The sequence below is a fragment of the Hominimerdicola alba 8 genome (genome assembly GCF_000178155.2).
Taxonomy (GTDB): Bacteria; Bacillota; Clostridia; order Oscillospirales; family Ruminococcaceae; genus Hominimerdicola; species Hominimerdicola alba_C.
This window is the reverse complement of record NZ_ADKM02000100.1, coordinates 47,906-66,254: the sequence shown is the minus strand read 5'-3', so window position 1 is coordinate 66,254 and position 18,349 is coordinate 47,906. Positions and strand designations below refer to the sequence as shown.

The window sequence follows — 18,349 nt, the reverse complement described above, 5'->3', positions numbered from 1 at the left end:
CATTTGACAAGCACTTCCACTTGTCACTCTCCAAGTACAGTTCCCTCAGCTACAGGCTTACCGCGCAGATAATCAGCTGTTGCCATTCTCTTCGAGCCTTCAGCCTGTATTTCGGTCAGTTTCACCATGCCATCGCCGCAGGCAATTGTCAAGTCTTTGACATTGACAACCGTACCTGCCGCCTTAGTAGTGCTTCCTGCCACTATTTCCGACCTGTACACCTTTATTCTCTTGCCGCCTATTGTCGTAGAAGCGCATGGCCAGTCCGACAGTCCGCATATCTGCTTATGAACAGCCCTTGCCGACTTCGTAAAATCTATCGGTGAAAGGTCTTTTGTCAGCATCGGCGCATAAGTAGCTTCTTCCTCGTTCTGCGGAACAGGGCTTATCTCACCCTTTTCCAGCTTATCAAGTGTTTCCACGATAAGTTCAGCGCCCATGTCAGCCAGCCTGTCGAACAGTTCTGCCGCTGTTTCATTTTCGCCTATCTCGGTTTCACACTTGAGCAGCATATCGCCTGTGTCAAGCCCCTCGCCCATAAGCATAGTTGTGATGCCAGTTGTCTTTTCATCGTTCAGCACAGCCCACTGTATCGGACCCGCCCCGCGATATTTCGGCAGAAGCGAGCCATGCACGTTCACACAGCCCAGTCGCGGTATATCCAGTACCGCTTTCGGCAGTATCTTGCCATAAGCCGCCACCACGATGCAGTCAGGTGCAAGATCCTCAATGACCTTGATGAACTCCTCACCGCCGTTTTTCAGGCTTTTCGGCTGATATATCGGTATATCCTTATCCAGCGCGAATACCTTCACAGGAGGCGGGACCAGCTTGTAGCCCCTGCCCTTCGGCTTGTCGGGCTGGCAGAACACAGCCTGTATATCATGACCCGCATCATACAGTGCCTTTATTGACGGCACTGCAAAATCGGGTGTCCCCATGAAAACTATCTTCATTGTTCCTGCACCTCAGCATATTCCTCGATTATCTCGGTAAACAGGTGACCGTCAAGGTGTGCAGTTTCGTGGCAAACAGCCTGTGCGAACAGGTCGCTGACCTCCATCTCATACCACTCGCCGTTCCTGTCCTGCGCCTTGAATTTTACGCTCTTGGGTCTGGTGACATATCCCCACTCATTCGGGCAGGAAAGGCAGCCCTCCAGCACATACTGAGTCTCCTCAGACTTCCATGTTATCTCAGGGTTTATCAGTTCATAGACCTTACCGTCACCCACATCGATTATGCAGAAACGCCTGAGTATCGCCACCTGCGGTGCAGCCAGACCGACACCGTTTGCCTGTGCCAGTGTTTCACGCATATCGTCAAGCCATGTCCACAGCTTTTCGTCAAACTTCTCTACAGGCTTGCACTTTTTGTGGAGCGTTTCATCGCTTTTGTTCAAAATCTTTCTGACAGCCATTTTACTCTTCCTTTCTAAAGCCCTATATCACCGTTTATATCGGCGTAGATACGGACTTCCTTAAAGTCCTTGTTATCATTGAAGTCTTTCAGCACAGCATTTATCATCTGCCTGAAAAGTCTTGTATTTTTCGATTTTAATATCAGCCTGTACCTGAACTTGCCGTTGATGACCTCCAGCGTACATGGTGCAGGTCCTATAGCGCGCATCGGGAAATCCACCTTGTTCGTGCGAAGATACTGCGCTATGAACTGCGTCACATGGTCGGCAGCGCGTATCGCCCTGCTCTCCATCGTGCTTGCGAAGCCTATCACGCATATATCGCAGCATGGCGGGTATATCAGCGACTGCCTCAGCGCTATCTCCTCTTCGTAGAACTCGTCATAGTTCTGGTCGGCTGCTAAGTTCAGCACATAATGATCCGGCACGAAGGTCTGTATATATGCAGCGCCCGGCTTGCTTCCCCTTCCGCTGCGTCCAGCCACCTGTGTCAGCAGCGAAAAAGTCCTCTCGTAACTTCTGAAATCCCCCGTGAACAGTGCTTTGTCCAGCGAGATGACCCCCACCAGCGTCACATTCGGGAAATTCAGCCCCTTTGCTATCATCTGTGTGCCAAGCATTATATCATATTCGTGGTTCTCGAACGCCTTGAACTTCTCTTCATACGCATAGCGCGAAGTCGTGGTATCAGCGTCCATTCTCAGTATCCTCGCATCCGGGTAGATGCGAGCCACCTCGTCCTCGACCCGCTGCGTGCCTACACCGCTTGATCTCAGCTTATCCGACCCGCAGTTCGGGCATACCGCGTTGTTATCCATCGTGTAACCGCAGTAATGGCACATGAACCTGTTGTTCTTGCGGTGATAGGTCAGCGGTATGTTGCATTTCGGACATACCACAGGCTGTCGGCAGCTGCGGCAGCTTATGTAGGTGGTAAATCCCCGCCTGTTCAGCAGAAGTATAGCCTGTTCGTTACGCTGCAAAGTTTCTGTCAACTCGTCAGCCAGCCTCCTGCTCAGCAGACTGTCATTTCCCTCAGCCGCCTCTGTCTGCATATCGATTATCTCGACCTTTGGCAGAACAGCGTCCTTGTACCTGTGTTTGAGCGTGAACAGATGAAATCTTCCTGTCTGCGCATAATAAAAAGTTTCCAGTGACGGTGTAGCCGATGCCAGCAGCAGCAGTCCGCCATTGTGACCGCAGCGCTGTATAGCCACATCTCTTGCATGGTAACGCGGCGTTGAGTCCGATTTATAGGACTGCTCGCCCTCTTCGTCCATTATTATAACACCGATGTCGGAAGCAGGCGCGAACACAGCACTTCTTGTACCTATCACTATCCTTGCTTCACCGCGCTTTATCCGCTTGAATTCGTCCATACGCTGCCCCAGTGACAACGACGAATGCAAAAGCGCGATGCTCTCACCGAAAAGCACCTTGAACCGCGCCACCATCTGCGGTGTCAGCGATATCTCAGGCACCAGCATCATAGCCGTTCTGCCCATTTTCAGCACCGCGTCAATGACTTTGATGAACACCGAAGTCTTGCCGCTGCCGGTCACACCATACAGCAGTGCCCCCGCAGGCTTGCCGGCGCGGATAAGCGCCATTATGCCGTCAAAGGCAGCTGTCTGCTCTTCGTTCAGCGTTATGTCATCGGGACTTTCCCGCTCGGTTATCTCCCCAAGCGTATCCCGCATGACCTCCTGCTCGAACACCCTCACGGCATTCTTGTCGCACAGACGCTTTATTATGGTCGCAGTACAGCCCGTCATATAGCAAAGTTCTTTCACCGAAGCCGCGCCGCACTCTTCCAGCAGTTCAACGACCTTTTTCTGTTTCGGCGTAAGTTCTGCATCTTCGTAGCCCTCAGCCAGTGCTGCCATCTTTACGCTCTCGTCCCCGACCTTTCGCTTGAAACTCTGTGTTTCTTCCACAAAGCCCTTGTCTATCAGCATATCCAGAGGCTTCTTCCTTTCGGGAAAAGCCTTTATATCGAGGAACTTGTCTATCTCCTGCTGATCCTCCGTAATTTCAAGAAAGTCGATTATCTCGGCTTCTTCGGGTGACAGCCTTTCTTTCTGTATATAAGTGTTTACCGGCGCATAATGCAGGTCAGCCTTATACGAAAAGCCCGTAGGCACAGCAGTCCTGAAAGCATCGTAATATGTGCAGAAGGTATTCTCCTTCAGCCAGAAGATTATTTTCAGTATCTCGTCAGTCACAAGGCACTCGCTGTCAACGACAGCCAGTATCGGTTTCAGCTTTCTGCCGCTCCCGTCATCATCGCAGATCCTCGTCACCAGTCCGATAACACGGTTGTTTCCCCGCCCGAAGGACACGAACACCCTCATGCCCGCTCTTAGCTTCTGCCTGAATTTTTCGGGCACAAGGTAGCTGTACTCCGCATCAAAGCTGTATGCCGCATGGCTCATTGCCACCATCGCAACAGTACCTTTATCCCCCATTTTTCAGACCTCCGCCAAGCATTTTTACAGATCAGTTCTTAAGTGATGGATCCTCGATTATCTTGTATTCCCCTGCCGCAAACTCGTCTACCGCAGTCTTTACAGGCTTCTCCTCCAGCGGCTTCTCGTTCTTGCTGGCTTCATCGGTTATCTCTCTCGCGCGCTTTGCAACGGCGATAACCAGTGAATAATAACTCTCATTGTTCTTCAAAATCTGACAAATTGCAGGTCTAAGCATTTTCAAGCACCTCTCGTATCATTTTCTTAATATCTTCATTTTCGGGACTAAATCTCACAGCGGCTTCCTTAACGCCCCTGATGCCGTCAATTACGGCACAGAAATCTTCCACCGCCTTATCGAGATCGTCATTCATTATCACATAGTCGTATCTGTCCGACTTCTCTATCTCGCCCGCCGCCTGAGCCACGCGCTTTTGGATAGTTTCCTCGTCCTCTGTCGCACGCTTGTGCAGTCTTCTGTCAAGTTCAGCGACAGACGGCGGCAGTATGAACAGTGATGACGCATCAGGTCTTAACTCCTTGACCTGAAAAGCACCATTAGTTTCTATCTCCAGTATAACGTCCTTACCTGCCGCGAGGTTATCTTCAACAGGCTTTATCGGTGTACCGTAGTAGTTGCCTGAATAGAATGCGTGCTCCAGAAAACCGTCCTCCGCTATCATCTTCTCGAATTCCCCGACTGTCAGGAAATTATAGGTCACGCCCGCTATGTCCTCAGGTCTTGGCGGTCTTGTAGTGCATGACACCGAATAGAACACCTCATCATCGTTAAACACCTTGTGCATTATAGTTCCCTTTCCGCAGCCTGACGGTGCAGAAACTATTATCAGCTTGGGTTCTCTTTTATTTTCACTCATCTTCTTCGACCTCCTCTTCGGCGGCTCTGCCGCAGACTGTTTCGGGTGATACCGCCGACAGCACCACATGGTCGCTGTCCATTATGACAACTGCGCGGGTCTTCCTGCCGTAGGTCGCATCTATCAGCGTGCCCTTGTCGCGCGACTCCTGTATCAGCCGCTTGATGGGTGCCGAATCGGGCGCAACTATAGCTATCACCCTTGCCGCCGACACCATGTTGCCGTAACCGATGTTTATCAGCTGCATCTTATCACCTTATTCGATATTCTGTATCTGTTCTCTTATCTTCTCTATCTCAGCTTTAAGGTCTACCACCTTTTTTGTGATGGTCAGATCGTTCGCCTTAGAACCGATGGTATTCACCTCACGGTTCACCTCCTGCACCAGAAAATCCAGCTTTCTGCCCACAGGTTCATCAGAAGCTATCAGATCCCTGAACTGCGAGATATGACTTCTCAGCCTTACCGTTTCCTCGTCTATAGCCACCTTGTCAGCGAATATAGCCACCTCAGTCAGTATCCTCTGCTGGTCTATCTTGTCAAGTTCAACAGCTTTCAGCGTATCCTTGATCTTCTCATAGAGCCTTTCGCTGTAGCTTTCGGCAACAGACGGCTGATGTGCTTCTATCTCACCGACAGTCTTCTCGATAAAGTCGAGCCTGCCGCTGACATCTTCATACATCTTCCTGCCCTCAGTTTCGCGCATCTCAACAAACCTGTCCAGCGCTGCCTGAGCCACACCTCTCACCTGATCCCAGATCACTTCTTCATCCTCAGCCTTTTTGACCACCGTGAAAACATCGGGCAGGCGCATCACATTTGACAGTGTCAGGTCATCACTCAGCCCCAGTTCGTCAGCCGAACCGCGCAGTGCATCGAGGTAGCCCTTAGCCACCGACTTGTTCAGTTCTATCTCGGCATCTGTACCCTCCTGGTTGTAGATGGTCACAGACACCTCCACCTTGCCGCGTGATATGCCGTTTTTCAGAAATGATTTCAGCTTCTCATCAAGATAGCCGTAAGCGCGGGGAGTCCTTGCAGTGAACTCGTAATACCTGTGGTTAACCGAGCGTATCTCAACGATTATCTCTCTGCCCTCTGCCACGACATGTTCTCTGCCGAATCCTGTCATACTTTTAACCATATATCTGCTTTCCTTTCTGCAAAATGCCATTTTAACAAAGCATAATATTCAAATTATATTATAGCATTTTTTCTGCAAATAAGCAAGGTTTTTTAACATAATTTTATGATTGTTTTTACATCAGGTTCATATTTTTTTCGAGTGCTTCCGTCAGACTCCCGCCCATAGCCACATGCGGGTACTCCTCAAAGCGTTCCCTGTCAGTCGAACCTGTGGTGACAGCCGCAAAATCCACACCCGCATTGACAGCGGCTTCTGCATCTATGTAACTGTCGCCCACATACAGTACCTCCTCAGCCTTAACGCCGAGAATATCCATAGCCTTTTCAAGACCCATAGGGTCGGGCTTCGGTACAGGCACATCATCAAGCCCCACTATAAGGTCATATGGGTGTGCATGCAGCTGCATCTCAAATGACTCTACTATCCTGTAGCGCATCTTCGATGAAACTATGGCGACCTTCGCACCCTTTTCGCGAAGCCCTTCCATTACCGCGAGTGTGTCGCTGTAAAAATAAGTATGCGCCGACATGACCTCGTTTGCCTTTTCCACATAGACCTTCCGCATCTCGTCCCGCAGAGGGTTCATGGGGGTATTGGTCAGCACATCGAACGAATCCTGCAAAGTCAGTCCGATGGTGTTGTATATCGTCCTGTCATCGGGTACAGGGCATCCAAAATGTTTCAGCGAATGCTTAAAGCATTCGAGTATGCCCTCCGAAGAGTCTGCAAGGGTAAGGTCAAAATCGAAAATATAGGCTTTGTAGTCTTTCATAATGTCACCTCTTCATTACATAGTCTAACTATTATATCATATCACTTTGACATATCGATTTCAAGACATTTTATGAAAGTTTTTGCAAACATATCTCCCACAATGATGCAGCACCGCTAAACCTGTACTTATCTCTGCATCACTGAAAATTGATCTCAGTAATTATTTCTGCTGACGGCTTTACTTTTGCTAAAAAATATGTTATACTATAAGTAAAGATTTGTCGATTTTTCACAACGGAGGTTAACTTATGACAAACATAGAGGAAAACAAAGAAAAATTCATTGATATCTACAAAACAAACATAACCCGCGCGGGTTCTGACAAGCTGCTGAACTTTCTTACAAGCGAGAACAGCGACTTCTTCACCGCTCCCGCATCTACACGCTACCACTGTGCTTATGAGGGCGGTCTTTGCGGCCACAGCCTGCATGTCTACGAATGCCTGAAAAACTATCTCGAAAGAAACCGCGTAAAGGACGAATACGGTCTTTCCTACCCCGATGAAAGCATAGCTGTAGTAGCGCTGCTGCACGATATATGCAAGGTAAATCTCTACAGAACGAGCTTCCGCAACAAAAAGAACGATGCAACGGGTGTCTGGGAGAAAGTCCCCTACTACGAGTACCACGACACGCTTCCCTACGGTCATGGTGAGAAATCAGTCTACATAGTCAGCAGCTACATGCGGCTCACCCGCGAGGAAGCTATGGCTATACGCTGGCACATGGGCTTTTCGGGCGAAGAGAATGTCAACACCATCGGCAGAGCGCTGGGCATGTACCCGCTGGCGCTGGCGGCACATATTGCCGATATGGAAGCTACATTCTACGTCGAGGGCGAGGAAGACGACTGATGCGCATTTTCATCGATGCTGACGGCTGCCCTGTTGTCAGGCTGACTGTCAGCATAGCAAAGAAACATCGTATCCCTGTAACGATAGTGTGCGATACTTCCCACGATTTTTCGGGATATGATGCTGAGGTAATTACCGTTGACAAGGGCGCTGACAGCGCAGACTTCAAACTGGTCAACATGATCAGTGCGGGCGATATAGCCGTCACGCAGGACTACGGACTGGCGGCGATGTGCCTTTCAAAGCGGGCACATGCTTTGAACCAGAACGGCATAGTCTACACCAACGACAATATCGACAGCATGCTAATGACAAGACACCTGAACAAAAAGCTGATTTGCAGCGGCAAGCACCCAAAAGGTCCTAAAAAGCGTACAGATGCCCAGAACGTCAGCTTTGCCGAAGCGCTTGAAGAACTGATAGCAAAATATTCGCAAAAGGGGTGAGAAAAAATGTTTATAGGTGATACATCATATCCCAACAACTTCGGGTTCATCATAGAGCGTATGGGGTGGGAAGACAGATCCTTTATCAACGGACTGATGTTCTTAATGATAAACGATGAACTTTATCCCAAATATGTGAGAACGACCACATTCAACTGTGAGCTTGATGAACTGCTGGACGATGATTCCCCGCTGATAAGACCTGTGGTAGACAAAAAACTGTATCAGCTTGATGATGCTGAGCTTCTGAAAATGTTCGTGAATATCACTTATCCCGATATAGACGATGATGATGATATCGATAACGACTATTCTTACCTGATACCATTTCACGAAATAAACGATGATGGTTGGAGCATTTTTATAATTTCGGACGGTGAAAATATCAAGCTGTTTGTATACGATAGGCGTGACCAATACCCGGATGTTAAGCTGCATGACACGCTGGAAATTCCCGCAGAAAAGTATTTTAAGACCATCAATGAACTGAAAAATTTTTACAACGATCTCTTGAACGAATGGAGGTAATGACATTGAACATCAAAAAAATACTCAAAGAACTTACTCTTGAAGAAAAAGCAAGCCTGCTTTCGGGCGCTGATTTCTGGCATACCAAAGCAGTCGAACGACTGGCGATACCGCAGATAATGGTATCAGACGGTCCTCACGGTCTGCGCAAGAACGCAGAGGGTTCAGCAAACCCCAACGAAGCTATAAAGGCAGTCTGCTTCCCGACAGCCTGCGCGCTGGCATGCTCATTCGACAGAAACCTGCTGACAATGATGGGCAAAGCACTGGGCGAAGAATGTCAGGCAGAGAAAGTTTCCGTTATACTGGGACCCGGCTGTAACATCAAGCGTTCACCCCTCTGCGGACGAAATTTCGAGTATTTCTCCGAAGACCCGTACCTCGCAGGTGAGATGGCGGCGGCACACATCAAGGGCGTGCAGAGCAAGGGCGTGGGAACATCGCTGAAACATTTCGCCGCCAACAATCAGGAGAACCGCCGCCTTACGATCAACGAACGCATAGACGAGCGCACACTTAGGGAGATCTACCTCGCTCCGTTCGAGATAGCCGTAAAGCAGGCTGACCCTTGGACGATAATGTGTTCCTACAACCGTATAAACGGCTACCACTCATCACAGAACAAGTGGCTTCTGACCGATGTTCTGCGAAATGACTGGGGATACAGCGGTCTTGTTATGAGCGACTGGGGCGCAGTCGATGACAGGGTCGCAGGCGTTAAGGCGGGACTTGATCTTGAAATGCCCGCCAGCTTCGGCAAAAACGACAAACTGATAGTCGATGCCGTCAACAGAGGCGAACTTAGCATGGAAGCGGTGGACAAATGCACCGAGCGCGTCCTGCGGCTGACAGACAAGGCTGAAGAGAGCCGTACTCCCGCCAAGTGGGATATGGAAGCACACCACGAACTTGCCGCAAAGATAGAAGCACAGTGCGCGGTACTGCTTAAAAACGATGACGATATCCTCCCTCTTGACAGGAACGAAAAGATATGCTTCATCGGTGAGTTTGCCGCCAAACCGCGCTATCAGGGCGGCGGAAGTTCGCATATAAACTCCTTTAAGGCGGTTTCGGCGCTGGAAGCTGTAAAAGACTACTGCAAGGTCGAATATGCACAGGGCTACATCACCGAAGAGGACAGGACCGTTCCCGAACTTCTTGAACAGGCGGTAGATTGTGCAAAGTACAACGACAAGGTGGTTATCTTTGCGGGACTGCCCGAGAGTTTCGAGTCTGAGGGCTATGACAGAACTCACATGCGCATGCCCGACTGCCAGATAGAACTGATAAATGAGATATACAAGGTCAACAAGAACATCATCGTGGTACTGCACAACGGTTCGCCTGTTGAACTGCCTTTCATCGGCAATATAAAGGCTCTGCTGGAGATGTATCTCGGCGGACAGGGCGTAGGCAAAGCCACCTGCGAACTGCTCTTCGGTGATGCCGCCCCCTGCGGCAGACTTGCCGAAAGCTGGTGCATGAAGCTGGAAGACACCCCGTCATACCTGAATTTTCCGGGTGTTGGCGATGAAGTAAGCTACAGCGAAGGCGTATTCGTAGGCTACAGGTACTACGACAAAAAGAAGATGGAAGTGCGCTTCCCGTTCGGGTTCGGACTTTCGTACACGAAGTTCGAGTACAGCGACCTCGTCATATCCGAGAACGAGATAAATGAAGACCAGACACTAACTGTCAGCTGTACCGTGACAAATGTGGGCAGCCGCACAGGTTCTGAGGTGGTACAGCTTTATGTGGGCGATAAAGAGTCGTCGGTGATGCGCCCCGTCAAGGAACTCAAAGGATTTGAGAAAATAACACTAAAAGCAGGCGAGAGCAGAAAGGTAGTGTTCAATCTTGACAAGCGTGCTTTTGCCTACTACGAAACTGCCATAAATGACTGGTTCGTTGAGTATGGCGAATTTGAGATAATGGTCGGTGCATCTTCCCGCGATATAAGGCTGACAGGGTCGGTATATGTGAATGGCACTGCGAAACTTCCTGTTCATTTCACATTCAACAGCACTGTTGGCGATGTACTTTCATGCAGCGAGGGCAAGGAAGTCTTTGGCGAGCTTATAGACAAGTTCTGTAAGGGCATGACCGACATGAACGGCGACGGACTCGGCTCAAATTCTATGGAACTGGCACTAGCCATGCTGAAAGACACACCGATGCGCGGCATACTCTGCTACGATGAAAGACCCGAGATAAACAGAGTGTGGCTGCAAGAGATGCTTGACAGGCTCAATGCCATGCTGGAGGGGTAAGCTATGAAAGACGGGCTTTTTGCTAAACTAAAGGGATATTCGCTTTATGCACTGCTGGCGGCGGCGCTGATAATTTCTGCCGTTTTTGCCGCAAAACTAAAAAAGCCCGATGAAAAGCCCGTCGTGATATACAGAAGTTCCTCCGTTGCCGCCGAAGAACAAAGTGAAGTTCCAAACAGCAGCAAAAGCAGGTCAGCGAAAAAAAGTTCATCCAAAAAGTCTGCCGACAGCAAGGTGACAACCACCAAAAAGCCAAAAGAAACCACCGTAAAGACCACAACTTCCAAGCCCCCGAAGACAACTGCTGTCACCACTGCAAAAGCACATGAAGAAGAGGTCATCATATACTTTCCCATCGACATAAATCTTGTGACCTTTGAAGAATTGACTGCTATAGACGGCGTGGGCGAAAGCACAGCATCAGCTATACTGGGGCTGCGTGAAAAACTGGGCATCATTAGCAATATGGAACAGCTGCTTGAGGTATCGGGAATAGGTGAGAGCAGGCTCGAAATGCTCAAAGGCTATCTGTATGTTTCGGAAGAAGACTATATCCCTATAGTAAGTGAAGAACCGCAGACCACAGCTGTGACCGAAGCACCACAGACTGTCACCGAAGTGATGACCTCCGCAGATGTGACCGTTACAAGCGAACAGCCTGTCACACTTCCTACCGAGCCGATGCGTCAGCAGGTGAACATAAACACCGCTGACAAACAGGAACTCATTGAAAAACTGCTCATCAGCGAAGAACTCGCAGACAAGATACTAGAAATGCGCGAAGTGCTGGGCGGAAAATACGAAAGCTACCTCCAGCTGATCTACATAAAAGATATCAGCAACGAGTTCCTCACCGAACTTAAACCATACATAATCACATAGCAAAAAGCCCGCAGCACCGAAAATATCGGACTGCGGGCTTTTTATAACAGAGCGCAAGCCTTACCAACGTTCGGTAAGGCTTGCTTTTTTCATATATCGTTTATCCCCAGAATTCTTTCCATATCGAAAAATAGCCCCACGGGATCTTGAAAGAGTAGGCTATCTTATAGCTGCTCTGATAATAGCTGGTATTGCACCAGTAGAAAACGGTGTAGTCGTTCTTGATGCCCTTGTAAGACGGCAGTGCGTAGGTCGCACCCCATACAGCCTGCTTTACCTTGTTTGGCACATAACCGTAATTGCAGCCGTCATTGGTAAGTCCTCTGTCAGACATAAATCCGCCGCTGCGATAGATTATCGACTGTATATCACCGTAATTGCGGTAATATGGCGCCCAGAGGGGATCGTTGAGATATTTTGCCGCAACATAGCGGTTTGCGACACAGTCTGCAACATAAACTATGGGATTATCCCACATATCGTCATTTATCCTGCCGACTTCGTGGTAAACTATACGACACATAGCTTCCCAGCCTGCCTGATCGTAATTCATGCGTGAGGTGCTTATATTCTGAACTTTGGAATAAGCAGAATAGGTGTTGTTTGAGTAAACAGCCCTCACCCTGAACTGATAAGCAGTCGCCCTGTTCAGGTTCTTCGCGGTGACATTGCTGCGTGTGGTAGTACAGAACCTTGTCCAGTTCTTGTATTTGCCGCCCTTGATGTAGACCTGATACCTGCTGGCACCCTTAGTCTTGTTCCAATGGAGGATTATCGTATCTATCTGGCTGTTGTATGGATGGGTATAATTGCTGTCAAAGGTCTTCTCCTCTATCCATGTAGGCACAGCCGCCTTTGTTGACATCAGTGCAGATGCCTTTATACCGCTGATATCTGTCATAACAAAAAGCACTGCAAGTGTCATTACCAGCACTGCTATCTTTCTGAACGCTGCTTTTTTTCTGTAAATAAAACTCATCTCTGATCTGACCCGATCTGCCTGCGGCTAGTATCTCTGCCGAAATGCAGACCTGCCGTTTCACACCCTTTCGTATTTTTCAGCAGATCATATCTGCTTACTTGATATCTTGATCGTTCCCCTAGATACTGTTTTTTTCAGTGTACCGAAATGTAACCGAATAAACCCTGTTATCGGCCAATTGGTTACAAAGCCGTTACAAACAATGTGAATAGTTTAACACAGCGGGAAGTATTTGTCAAGGGTCGAACAGAAAATAACGTAAAATTACACAATTCGTCACAATAGGTTCATCATATGGATTTGTCACTCTGCATAATATATCACAGAGGAAACGATTTCGTTCAAAAAAATAACTAACAAAAACTCCACAAGCGCTGACTTTAATATTTTTACAGCGCAAGAAAGAGGTGCAAAAAATGACAAAATATTTACCCGAAGGAAGGTTTTTCAACTCGCCCGAAAACCGTTATTACCTGCGCAGCCGCGAAAATCTTGCCGAAGCTATGGCTGGAGGTCTGACACTGGAAGGGCATGCAGTGATGTGTACAGCAGAACATGACCTTGTGGTCGAACTGCCATTCGGAAAAGGGCTTATCCCGCGCGAAGAGGGTGCGCTGGGCATAGCTGACGGCACCACCCGTGACATCGCACTGCTTTCGCGTGTCAACAAGACGGTATGCTTTAAAGTTACCGATATCATCGACAGTGACGAGGGTGTCACAGCAATTCTTTCGCGTCGTGCGGCACAGCAGGAATGCAAGGATAATTACATAAACGGTCTGCGCTGCGGCGATGTCATACCAGCCAAAGTCACCCACCTTGAACCTTTTGGCGCATTTGTCGATATCGGCTGCGGCATACCCTCACTTATCCCCATAGATGCCATTTCCGTTTCACGCATAGCCCACCCCAACGACCGTTTTTTCAACGGTCAGGATATCTACGCGGCGGTAAAAAATATCGAATGCGGCAGGATATGCCTGACCCACAAAGAACTGCTCGGCACATGGTCGCAGAACGCTTCGCTGTTCTCGGCAGGTGAAACGGTGGGCGGTGTGATACGTTCAGTGGAACCCTACGGCATATTCATCGAACTTGCACCAAATCTCGCAGGTCTTGCAGAACCCAAAGACGGAATTCGCGCAGGTCAGGCAGCAAGCGTCTACATAAAAGCGCTTATCCCCGACAAAATGAAAGTCAAACTGATAATCGTAGATGTCTTTGAGAACCTCTGCTTTCCCTCAAAGATAAACTATTTCATCAACTCAGGCAGGCTTGAAAGGTGGGAATATTCCACCAAAGAAAGCGGCAAAACTATGGTTTCGGTATTCTGAACAAACAGCAAAAACGCGGAGAATTTCATTATTCTCCGCGTTTTGCTATAATTTCATATATATCAAGTAACTTTACTTGATAATTTTTTCAGAAATATACTCTATTATAATAGTATATTGACCACCTTTGCTGTTAACTATTTTAACAGTTACATTTTTCAGCAAAGATTTAATGCGAATTTTTAACACGACAAGTAATTTTACTTGATGAAACTCATCAAAATTCAGAACAATTGAACTTATAGCAAAATCTTATCTGCCGCCTTTTATCTTCTGCCAATATGCTTTTGCCGCCTGTTCTGACTTGTTATCACCGTAATGATAATATACCTGACCTATCAGTGCATCAGGCAGATATTGCTGCTGTACCCAGTGATTGGGATAATCGTGAGGGTATAGATAGTGCTGTCCCCTGACCTGTGCCTCCGCACCGTCAAAATGCTTGTTCTGCAAATGGCGCGGAAAATCAAGTGCGCCGCTGCTCCTGACAACTGCAAGCGCCGCATCGATGGCAGATTCCGCGCTGTTCGACTTTGGCGAAGTCGCCAGCATTATTATAGCTTCTGCCAGCGGTATCCTCGCTTCGGGAAGCCCCAGCTGTAATGCCGAGTCAACACATGCTTTGGTTATCACAGCTGCCATCGGGTAAGCAAGCCCCACATCTTCACTGGCAATGACCAGCAGTCTGCGGCAGAGTGATATTATATCCCCCGCTTCGATAAGCCTTGCCGCATAGTGCAGTGCAGCGTTCTCGTCCGAACCGCGAATTGACTTCTGCAAAGCCGAAAGGATATCATAATGCTCATCACCCTCTCTGTCATACCGCATGTTGCTGCGCTGTGTCAGCTGACGAACAGTTTCCATCTTTACAGTGCGCCCGTTTTCTTCATCTCTCTCTGCTGAAAGTACACAAAGTTCCACCGTGTTTATCGACTTGCGCACATCTCCGCCGCAGCCCCGCGCAATATGCTCGATCACTCCGTCTTCAAGTGTCAGCGAAACGCCGATATCTTCAGCCATAAGGTCAAAAGCGCGCCTTATAGCAGGCTGTATCTGCTGCGGTGTTACAGGCTTGAACTCAAACACCGTTGAACGGCTGATTATTGCGTTGTACACATAAAAATACGGGTTCTCGGTAGTTGAGGATATCAGCGTTATGCTGCCGTTCTCGATATATTCAAGCAATGACTGCTGCTGCTTTTTGTTGAGATACTGTATCTCGTCAAGATACAGCAGTATACCGTTCATACCGCTCAGCATCTCAGTTTCGGCAATTATGTTCTTTATATCTGCCACCGAAGCAGATGTGCCGTTCAGCTTGTACATGGTCATATTGGCATTTTCAGCTATAAATCTTGCAATGGTCGTCTTGCCTACACCCGATGGTCCGTAGAATATCAGGTTTGGTATAGTACCACTCTCGATTATGCGGCGCAGCGGCTTTCCCTCCCCCATAAGATGGGTCTGTCCTACTATCTCATCAAGGGTCTTTGGTCTTATCTTTTCTGCGAGTGGGATATTCATTTTAAATTCTCCTAGTCAAAAATGTTCTGTATATCAGGGAGTTTCAAATCATAGGCGCGGCTGTTTATCTTTTTGAGCAGATAGTTTTTGGCGATCACCACCGCAGGCTGATACTTTGTGTTCTCTATACCTATATTCAGCCTGTATATAATGAACTGCCCCGAAGATATCTTCATTACGATATGCTGCTGACCCTCAAAGGTACCGCGAATTATCGAATTTGATTTGATAAAGTTCCACAGGTCGCAGTAAGTTATGCTATTTACTTCCGCCTCTACAAATTCCTTGATAAGTTCTTCCATTATAACCCCCCCTGATGGCATTTAAATTCAGAGTATTTTTATAAAAGCCGACTCCAGTTCGTCCCTGAAACCGACCGCGCGGTAAAATTCTTCGGCTGGTATATTTCCCTTTACAGCAGACAGGAAAAGGCAGCTGCACCCCCGCGACCTTGCAGTTTTTTCGATCTCTGCGATCATCTTGGCTGCCGCACCTCTTCGTCGGAGATCCTCATCAACGCAGACATACCACAGTGTCGCTATGGGTCTTTCGCCGTCAAAAAGGTTGTTGACCATCGCGACTGTAGCATATGCGACCACCTTGCCCCCAGCCTTTCCGACTATAAAATAGTAGTCAGGGTCGTCCCCATATCTTTGATAGACTCTCTCAACCTCAGAAAGATCTGTATTTTCACCAAATGTCTTCATGCAGAGGTCATATGCTTGCCGCAAGTCTGCATGTTCCAGCTTTGAAAAAGTGATATCCATATCATTCTCCGTTTATTTCAGTGTTATCGCAAACATCGTAATGTCATCGAACCGTTCCGCAACACCGACAGATCCATCAACAGCCGACTTTACATTCGTCGGCAGGATCTCGTGGTCTGTAATGTTGCTTTCATTTAGCGAAACAAGCATTCGTTCACTGCCAAATAGTTCTTCGCGCCCATTAGCAGCCTCCGGCACACCCTTGCCGCTGACATCTGCCATTATTATTTCAAGATGGTATTTCTGCATGCAGACCACCACGCCGATACACTCAAAAAGTTCGTAAAATCATCTAAATTCTGCCATCAGCGTTCGTACAACTATATAATTTTTCATTTAATTTAGACATATTTCATTAAAAGTTGTACAAAAACGTACAACTTTTGACCTATTTTGTCTGTATAGTAGAGGTGTATGCACGCTGTTCGCTGCCTTTATCGGAACTACGGTACGACTATCGGCAGGAACACTCCTGTACACCTCGCAGCAGCTTGACAACGTACACGACATGACGGACGAAGAACACTCGCACCCCACCGCCTCTGTCCACGCCAAAGTGCATAAGAGGGGCAGACGCCGAAACGCGGTGTAATGACGAAGTTTAAAAGCGCAAGACCCACATGGGCACTTCCCGACTGTTTCCGGATCTGTCATGAACGGTGCTTCATATTAATATGTGCCGCCCCACCAAAAGATATCATCACAGCTGTAATATCACCATTATAATATATGACTATCCCTTTAGCACACCACCAAAAAATAACTTTATAACAAGGAAATACTGAGTTGATGTTATCTTTCCCACGCCGCAGGCGGGGGAAAGATAAACGCCAACTATATTCAGTTTCCAATATAACATCGTTTATTTTGGTGTGTCATCTGGATAACCACATTATAATATAGTATAAAACTCATTATAAGCCCCCCGACAGTACGTTTGTGAGAGGTACTTATGGTCATCACCATGCAGCATGATGTTTCAGCAGGATAACTGCATTTTTATTATACCACTAAATAAGCATAAAATCAATAGCGCCTCCGCGCTTTTACATATTTCAGACCTATTCCCTCAACACTGAAAACACCCCGCCGACATCTCTGCCGACGGGGTGTTATAATGCTTTTTACTTAGCCTTTACAGCTTCCCTTGCCTTAGCAACGATATTGTCAGCGCACAGACCGAACTGCTTCAACAGTTCAACTGCGGGACCCGAATGACCGAATTCATCGTTGACACCTATCCTTACCTGCTTGGTAGGACGCTTAGCAGAAAGAACATCTGCCACCGCAGAACCAAGACCGCCGATGATACTGTGCTCTTCAACAGTCATAACAAGGTTTGTCTTCTCAGCGTTCTTAACGATGATATCTTCGTCGATAGGCTTGATCGTGTGGATATTTATAACAGCTGCATCAATGCCCTCGTTAGCGAGAGTCTTTGCTGCCTCGATAGCTTCATTTACCATCAGACCTGTTGCGAATATCGCAATGTCCTTGCCATCTCTCAGCTGAACGCCCTTGCCCATCTCGAACTTGTAGCTTGCTGCATCATTGAATACAGGCACAGCCAGTCTGCCAAAACGCATATAAACAGGACCAACATAGTTGATAGCTGCTTCAACAGCTGCCCTTGCCTCAACATCGTCAGCAGGATTGATGACAGTCATGCCGGGAATAGCTCTCATCAGCGCGATATCCTCGTTGCACTGGTGGGTAGCACCGTCTTCACCGACAGATATACCCGCATGTGTAGCACCTATCTTTACATTCAGGTGAGGATAACCGATGGAGTTTCTTACCTGCTCAAAAGCTCTTCCCGCCGCAAACATAGCAAAGGTAGAAGCAAAAGGTATAAGACCTGTTGCTGCCATACCCGCAGCCACGCTCATCATATTTGACTCTGCGATACCGCAGTCAAAGTGTCTGTCAGGGAACTTCTTCTTGAAAATACATGTCTTGGTGGCTGCTGCCAGGTCGGCATCGAGCACCACCAGCTTATCATACTTATCGCCCAGTTCTGCCAGCGCATTACCGTAGCTTTCTCTGGTCGCAATCTTCTTTACATCAGCCATGAC

20 protein-coding genes are annotated in these 18,349 nt (G+C 48.0%); 6 read left to right on the top strand and 14 right to left on the bottom strand.

The annotated features are described in order from the left end of the window. Positions 1-23: 23 nt before the first annotated feature. The 8 genes from fmt to CUS_RS12555 all read right to left on the bottom strand — a co-directional run bounded on the left by fmt (position 24) and on the right by CUS_RS12555 (position 6,685). On the bottom strand, positions 24-956 hold the full coding sequence (fmt, locus tag CUS_RS12590; RefSeq protein ID WP_002851305.1) for a methionyl-tRNA formyltransferase: 933 nt from the start codon (positions 954-956) through the stop codon (positions 24-26). After that, positions 953-1,420: a peptide deformylase gene (gene def, locus CUS_RS12585; protein WP_002851258.1), complete on the bottom strand. Its 468-nt coding sequence runs from the start codon at positions 1,418-1,420 to the stop codon at positions 953-955. The genes fmt and def overlap by 4 nt, the downstream gene beginning before the upstream one ends. A gap of 14 nt (positions 1,421-1,434) precedes the next feature. Next, positions 1,435-3,888: a replication restart helicase PriA gene (priA, locus tag CUS_RS12580; RefSeq protein ID WP_002851204.1), complete on the bottom strand. Its 2,454-nt coding sequence runs from the start codon at positions 3,886-3,888 to the stop codon at positions 1,435-1,437. Positions 3,889-3,919: 31 nt separating this feature from the next. After that, complete coding sequence (gene rpoZ / locus CUS_RS12575; protein ID WP_037277325.1) at positions 3,920-4,126, bottom strand: DNA-directed RNA polymerase subunit omega; 207 nt, start codon at positions 4,124-4,126, stop codon at positions 3,920-3,922. Next, positions 4,119-4,766 carry a guanylate kinase gene (gmk, locus tag CUS_RS12570; RefSeq protein ID WP_002851285.1) on the bottom strand — a complete coding sequence of 216 codons (648 nt, stop codon included), beginning with the start codon at positions 4,764-4,766 and terminating at the stop codon, positions 4,119-4,121. The genes rpoZ and gmk overlap by 8 nt, the downstream gene beginning before the upstream one ends. After that, positions 4,759-5,013: a DUF370 domain-containing protein gene (locus tag CUS_RS12565; protein WP_002851234.1), complete on the bottom strand. Its 255-nt coding sequence runs from the start codon at positions 5,011-5,013 to the stop codon at positions 4,759-4,761. Before CUS_RS12565 ends, gmk begins: the two co-directional genes overlap by 8 nt. A 9-nt stretch (positions 5,014-5,022) precedes the next feature. Continuing rightward, a complete protein-coding gene (locus tag CUS_RS12560; protein WP_037277323.1) occupies positions 5,023-5,910 on the bottom strand; it encodes a YicC/YloC family endoribonuclease in 888 nt (295 codons plus the stop codon). A 115-nt stretch (positions 5,911-6,025) separates the two neighbouring features. Continuing rightward, positions 6,026-6,685, bottom strand: coding sequence for an HAD family hydrolase (locus tag CUS_RS12555; RefSeq protein ID WP_002851284.1), 660 nt, complete (start codon positions 6,683-6,685; stop codon positions 6,026-6,028). A gap of 250 nt (positions 6,686-6,935) precedes the next feature. Between CUS_RS12555 and CUS_RS12550 the strand changes: the two genes are divergently transcribed. Genes CUS_RS12550 through CUS_RS12530 form a run of 5 tightly spaced genes read left to right on the top strand, consistent with a single transcriptional unit; the run spans position 6,936 to position 11,667 of the window. Then, positions 6,936-7,541: a hypothetical protein gene (locus CUS_RS12550; RefSeq protein WP_002851249.1), complete on the top strand. Its 606-nt coding sequence runs from the start codon at positions 6,936-6,938 to the stop codon at positions 7,539-7,541. Beyond that, positions 7,541-7,987 carry a YaiI/YqxD family protein gene (locus CUS_RS12545; RefSeq protein WP_002851252.1) on the top strand — a complete coding sequence of 149 codons (447 nt, stop codon included), beginning with the start codon at positions 7,541-7,543 and terminating at the stop codon, positions 7,985-7,987. The genes CUS_RS12550 and CUS_RS12545 overlap by 1 nt, the downstream gene beginning before the upstream one ends. A gap of 6 nt (positions 7,988-7,993) precedes the next feature. Beyond that, a complete protein-coding gene (locus tag CUS_RS12540) occupies positions 7,994-8,515 on the top strand; it encodes an immunity 42 family protein (RefSeq protein WP_002851242.1) in 522 nt (173 codons plus the stop codon). Then, the gene (locus CUS_RS12535) at positions 8,515-10,785 is read left to right on the top strand and encodes a glycoside hydrolase family 3 C-terminal domain-containing protein (RefSeq protein WP_037277320.1); all 2,271 of its coding nucleotides are present in this window, start codon (positions 8,515-8,517) and stop codon (positions 10,783-10,785) included. The genes CUS_RS12540 and CUS_RS12535 overlap by 1 nt, the downstream gene beginning before the upstream one ends. A gap of 3 nt (positions 10,786-10,788) precedes the next feature. Next, a complete protein-coding gene (locus CUS_RS12530) occupies positions 10,789-11,667 on the top strand; it encodes a ComEA family DNA-binding protein (protein WP_002851244.1) in 879 nt (292 codons plus the stop codon). 100 nt (positions 11,668-11,767) lie between these two features. Here CUS_RS12530 and CUS_RS12525 read toward each other — a convergent pair whose 3' ends face one another. After that, on the bottom strand, positions 11,768-12,646 hold the full coding sequence (locus tag CUS_RS12525) for a fibronectin type III domain-containing protein (RefSeq protein ID WP_002851219.1): 879 nt from the start codon (positions 12,644-12,646) through the stop codon (positions 11,768-11,770). Between the two features lie 419 nt (positions 12,647-13,065). Here CUS_RS12525 and CUS_RS12520 point away from each other — a divergent pair, with 419 nt between their 5' ends. After that, positions 13,066-13,983 carry a S1 RNA-binding domain-containing protein gene (locus CUS_RS12520; RefSeq protein ID WP_002851164.1) on the top strand — a complete coding sequence of 306 codons (918 nt, stop codon included), beginning with the start codon at positions 13,066-13,068 and terminating at the stop codon, positions 13,981-13,983. 252 nt (positions 13,984-14,235) lie between these two features. Here the strand turns inward: CUS_RS12520 and CUS_RS12515 are convergent, their stop codons facing one another. The 5 genes from CUS_RS12515 to CUS_RS12495 all read right to left on the bottom strand — a co-directional run bounded on the left by CUS_RS12515 (position 14,236) and on the right by CUS_RS12495 (position 18,346). After that, positions 14,236-15,507 (bottom strand): replication-associated recombination protein A, encoded by a 1,272-nt coding sequence (locus CUS_RS12515; protein WP_002851298.1) that lies wholly within the window; start codon positions 15,505-15,507, stop codon positions 14,236-14,238. Between the two features lie 11 nt (positions 15,508-15,518). Then, the gene (locus CUS_RS12510) at positions 15,519-15,809 is read right to left on the bottom strand and encodes a hypothetical protein (protein ID WP_002851228.1); all 291 of its coding nucleotides are present in this window, start codon (positions 15,807-15,809) and stop codon (positions 15,519-15,521) included. A gap of 27 nt (positions 15,810-15,836) precedes the next feature. Next, a complete protein-coding gene (locus tag CUS_RS12505; RefSeq protein WP_002851205.1) occupies positions 15,837-16,274 on the bottom strand; it encodes a GNAT family N-acetyltransferase in 438 nt (145 codons plus the stop codon). Between the two features lie 12 nt (positions 16,275-16,286). Then, the gene (locus CUS_RS12500) at positions 16,287-16,523 is read right to left on the bottom strand and encodes a hypothetical protein (RefSeq protein ID WP_002851289.1); all 237 of its coding nucleotides are present in this window, start codon (positions 16,521-16,523) and stop codon (positions 16,287-16,289) included. A gap of 875 nt (positions 16,524-17,398) precedes the next feature. Next, a complete protein-coding gene (locus CUS_RS12495; protein WP_002851246.1) occupies positions 17,399-18,346 on the bottom strand; it encodes a transketolase family protein in 948 nt (315 codons plus the stop codon). Between the last annotated feature and the right edge of the window lie 3 nt (positions 18,347-18,349).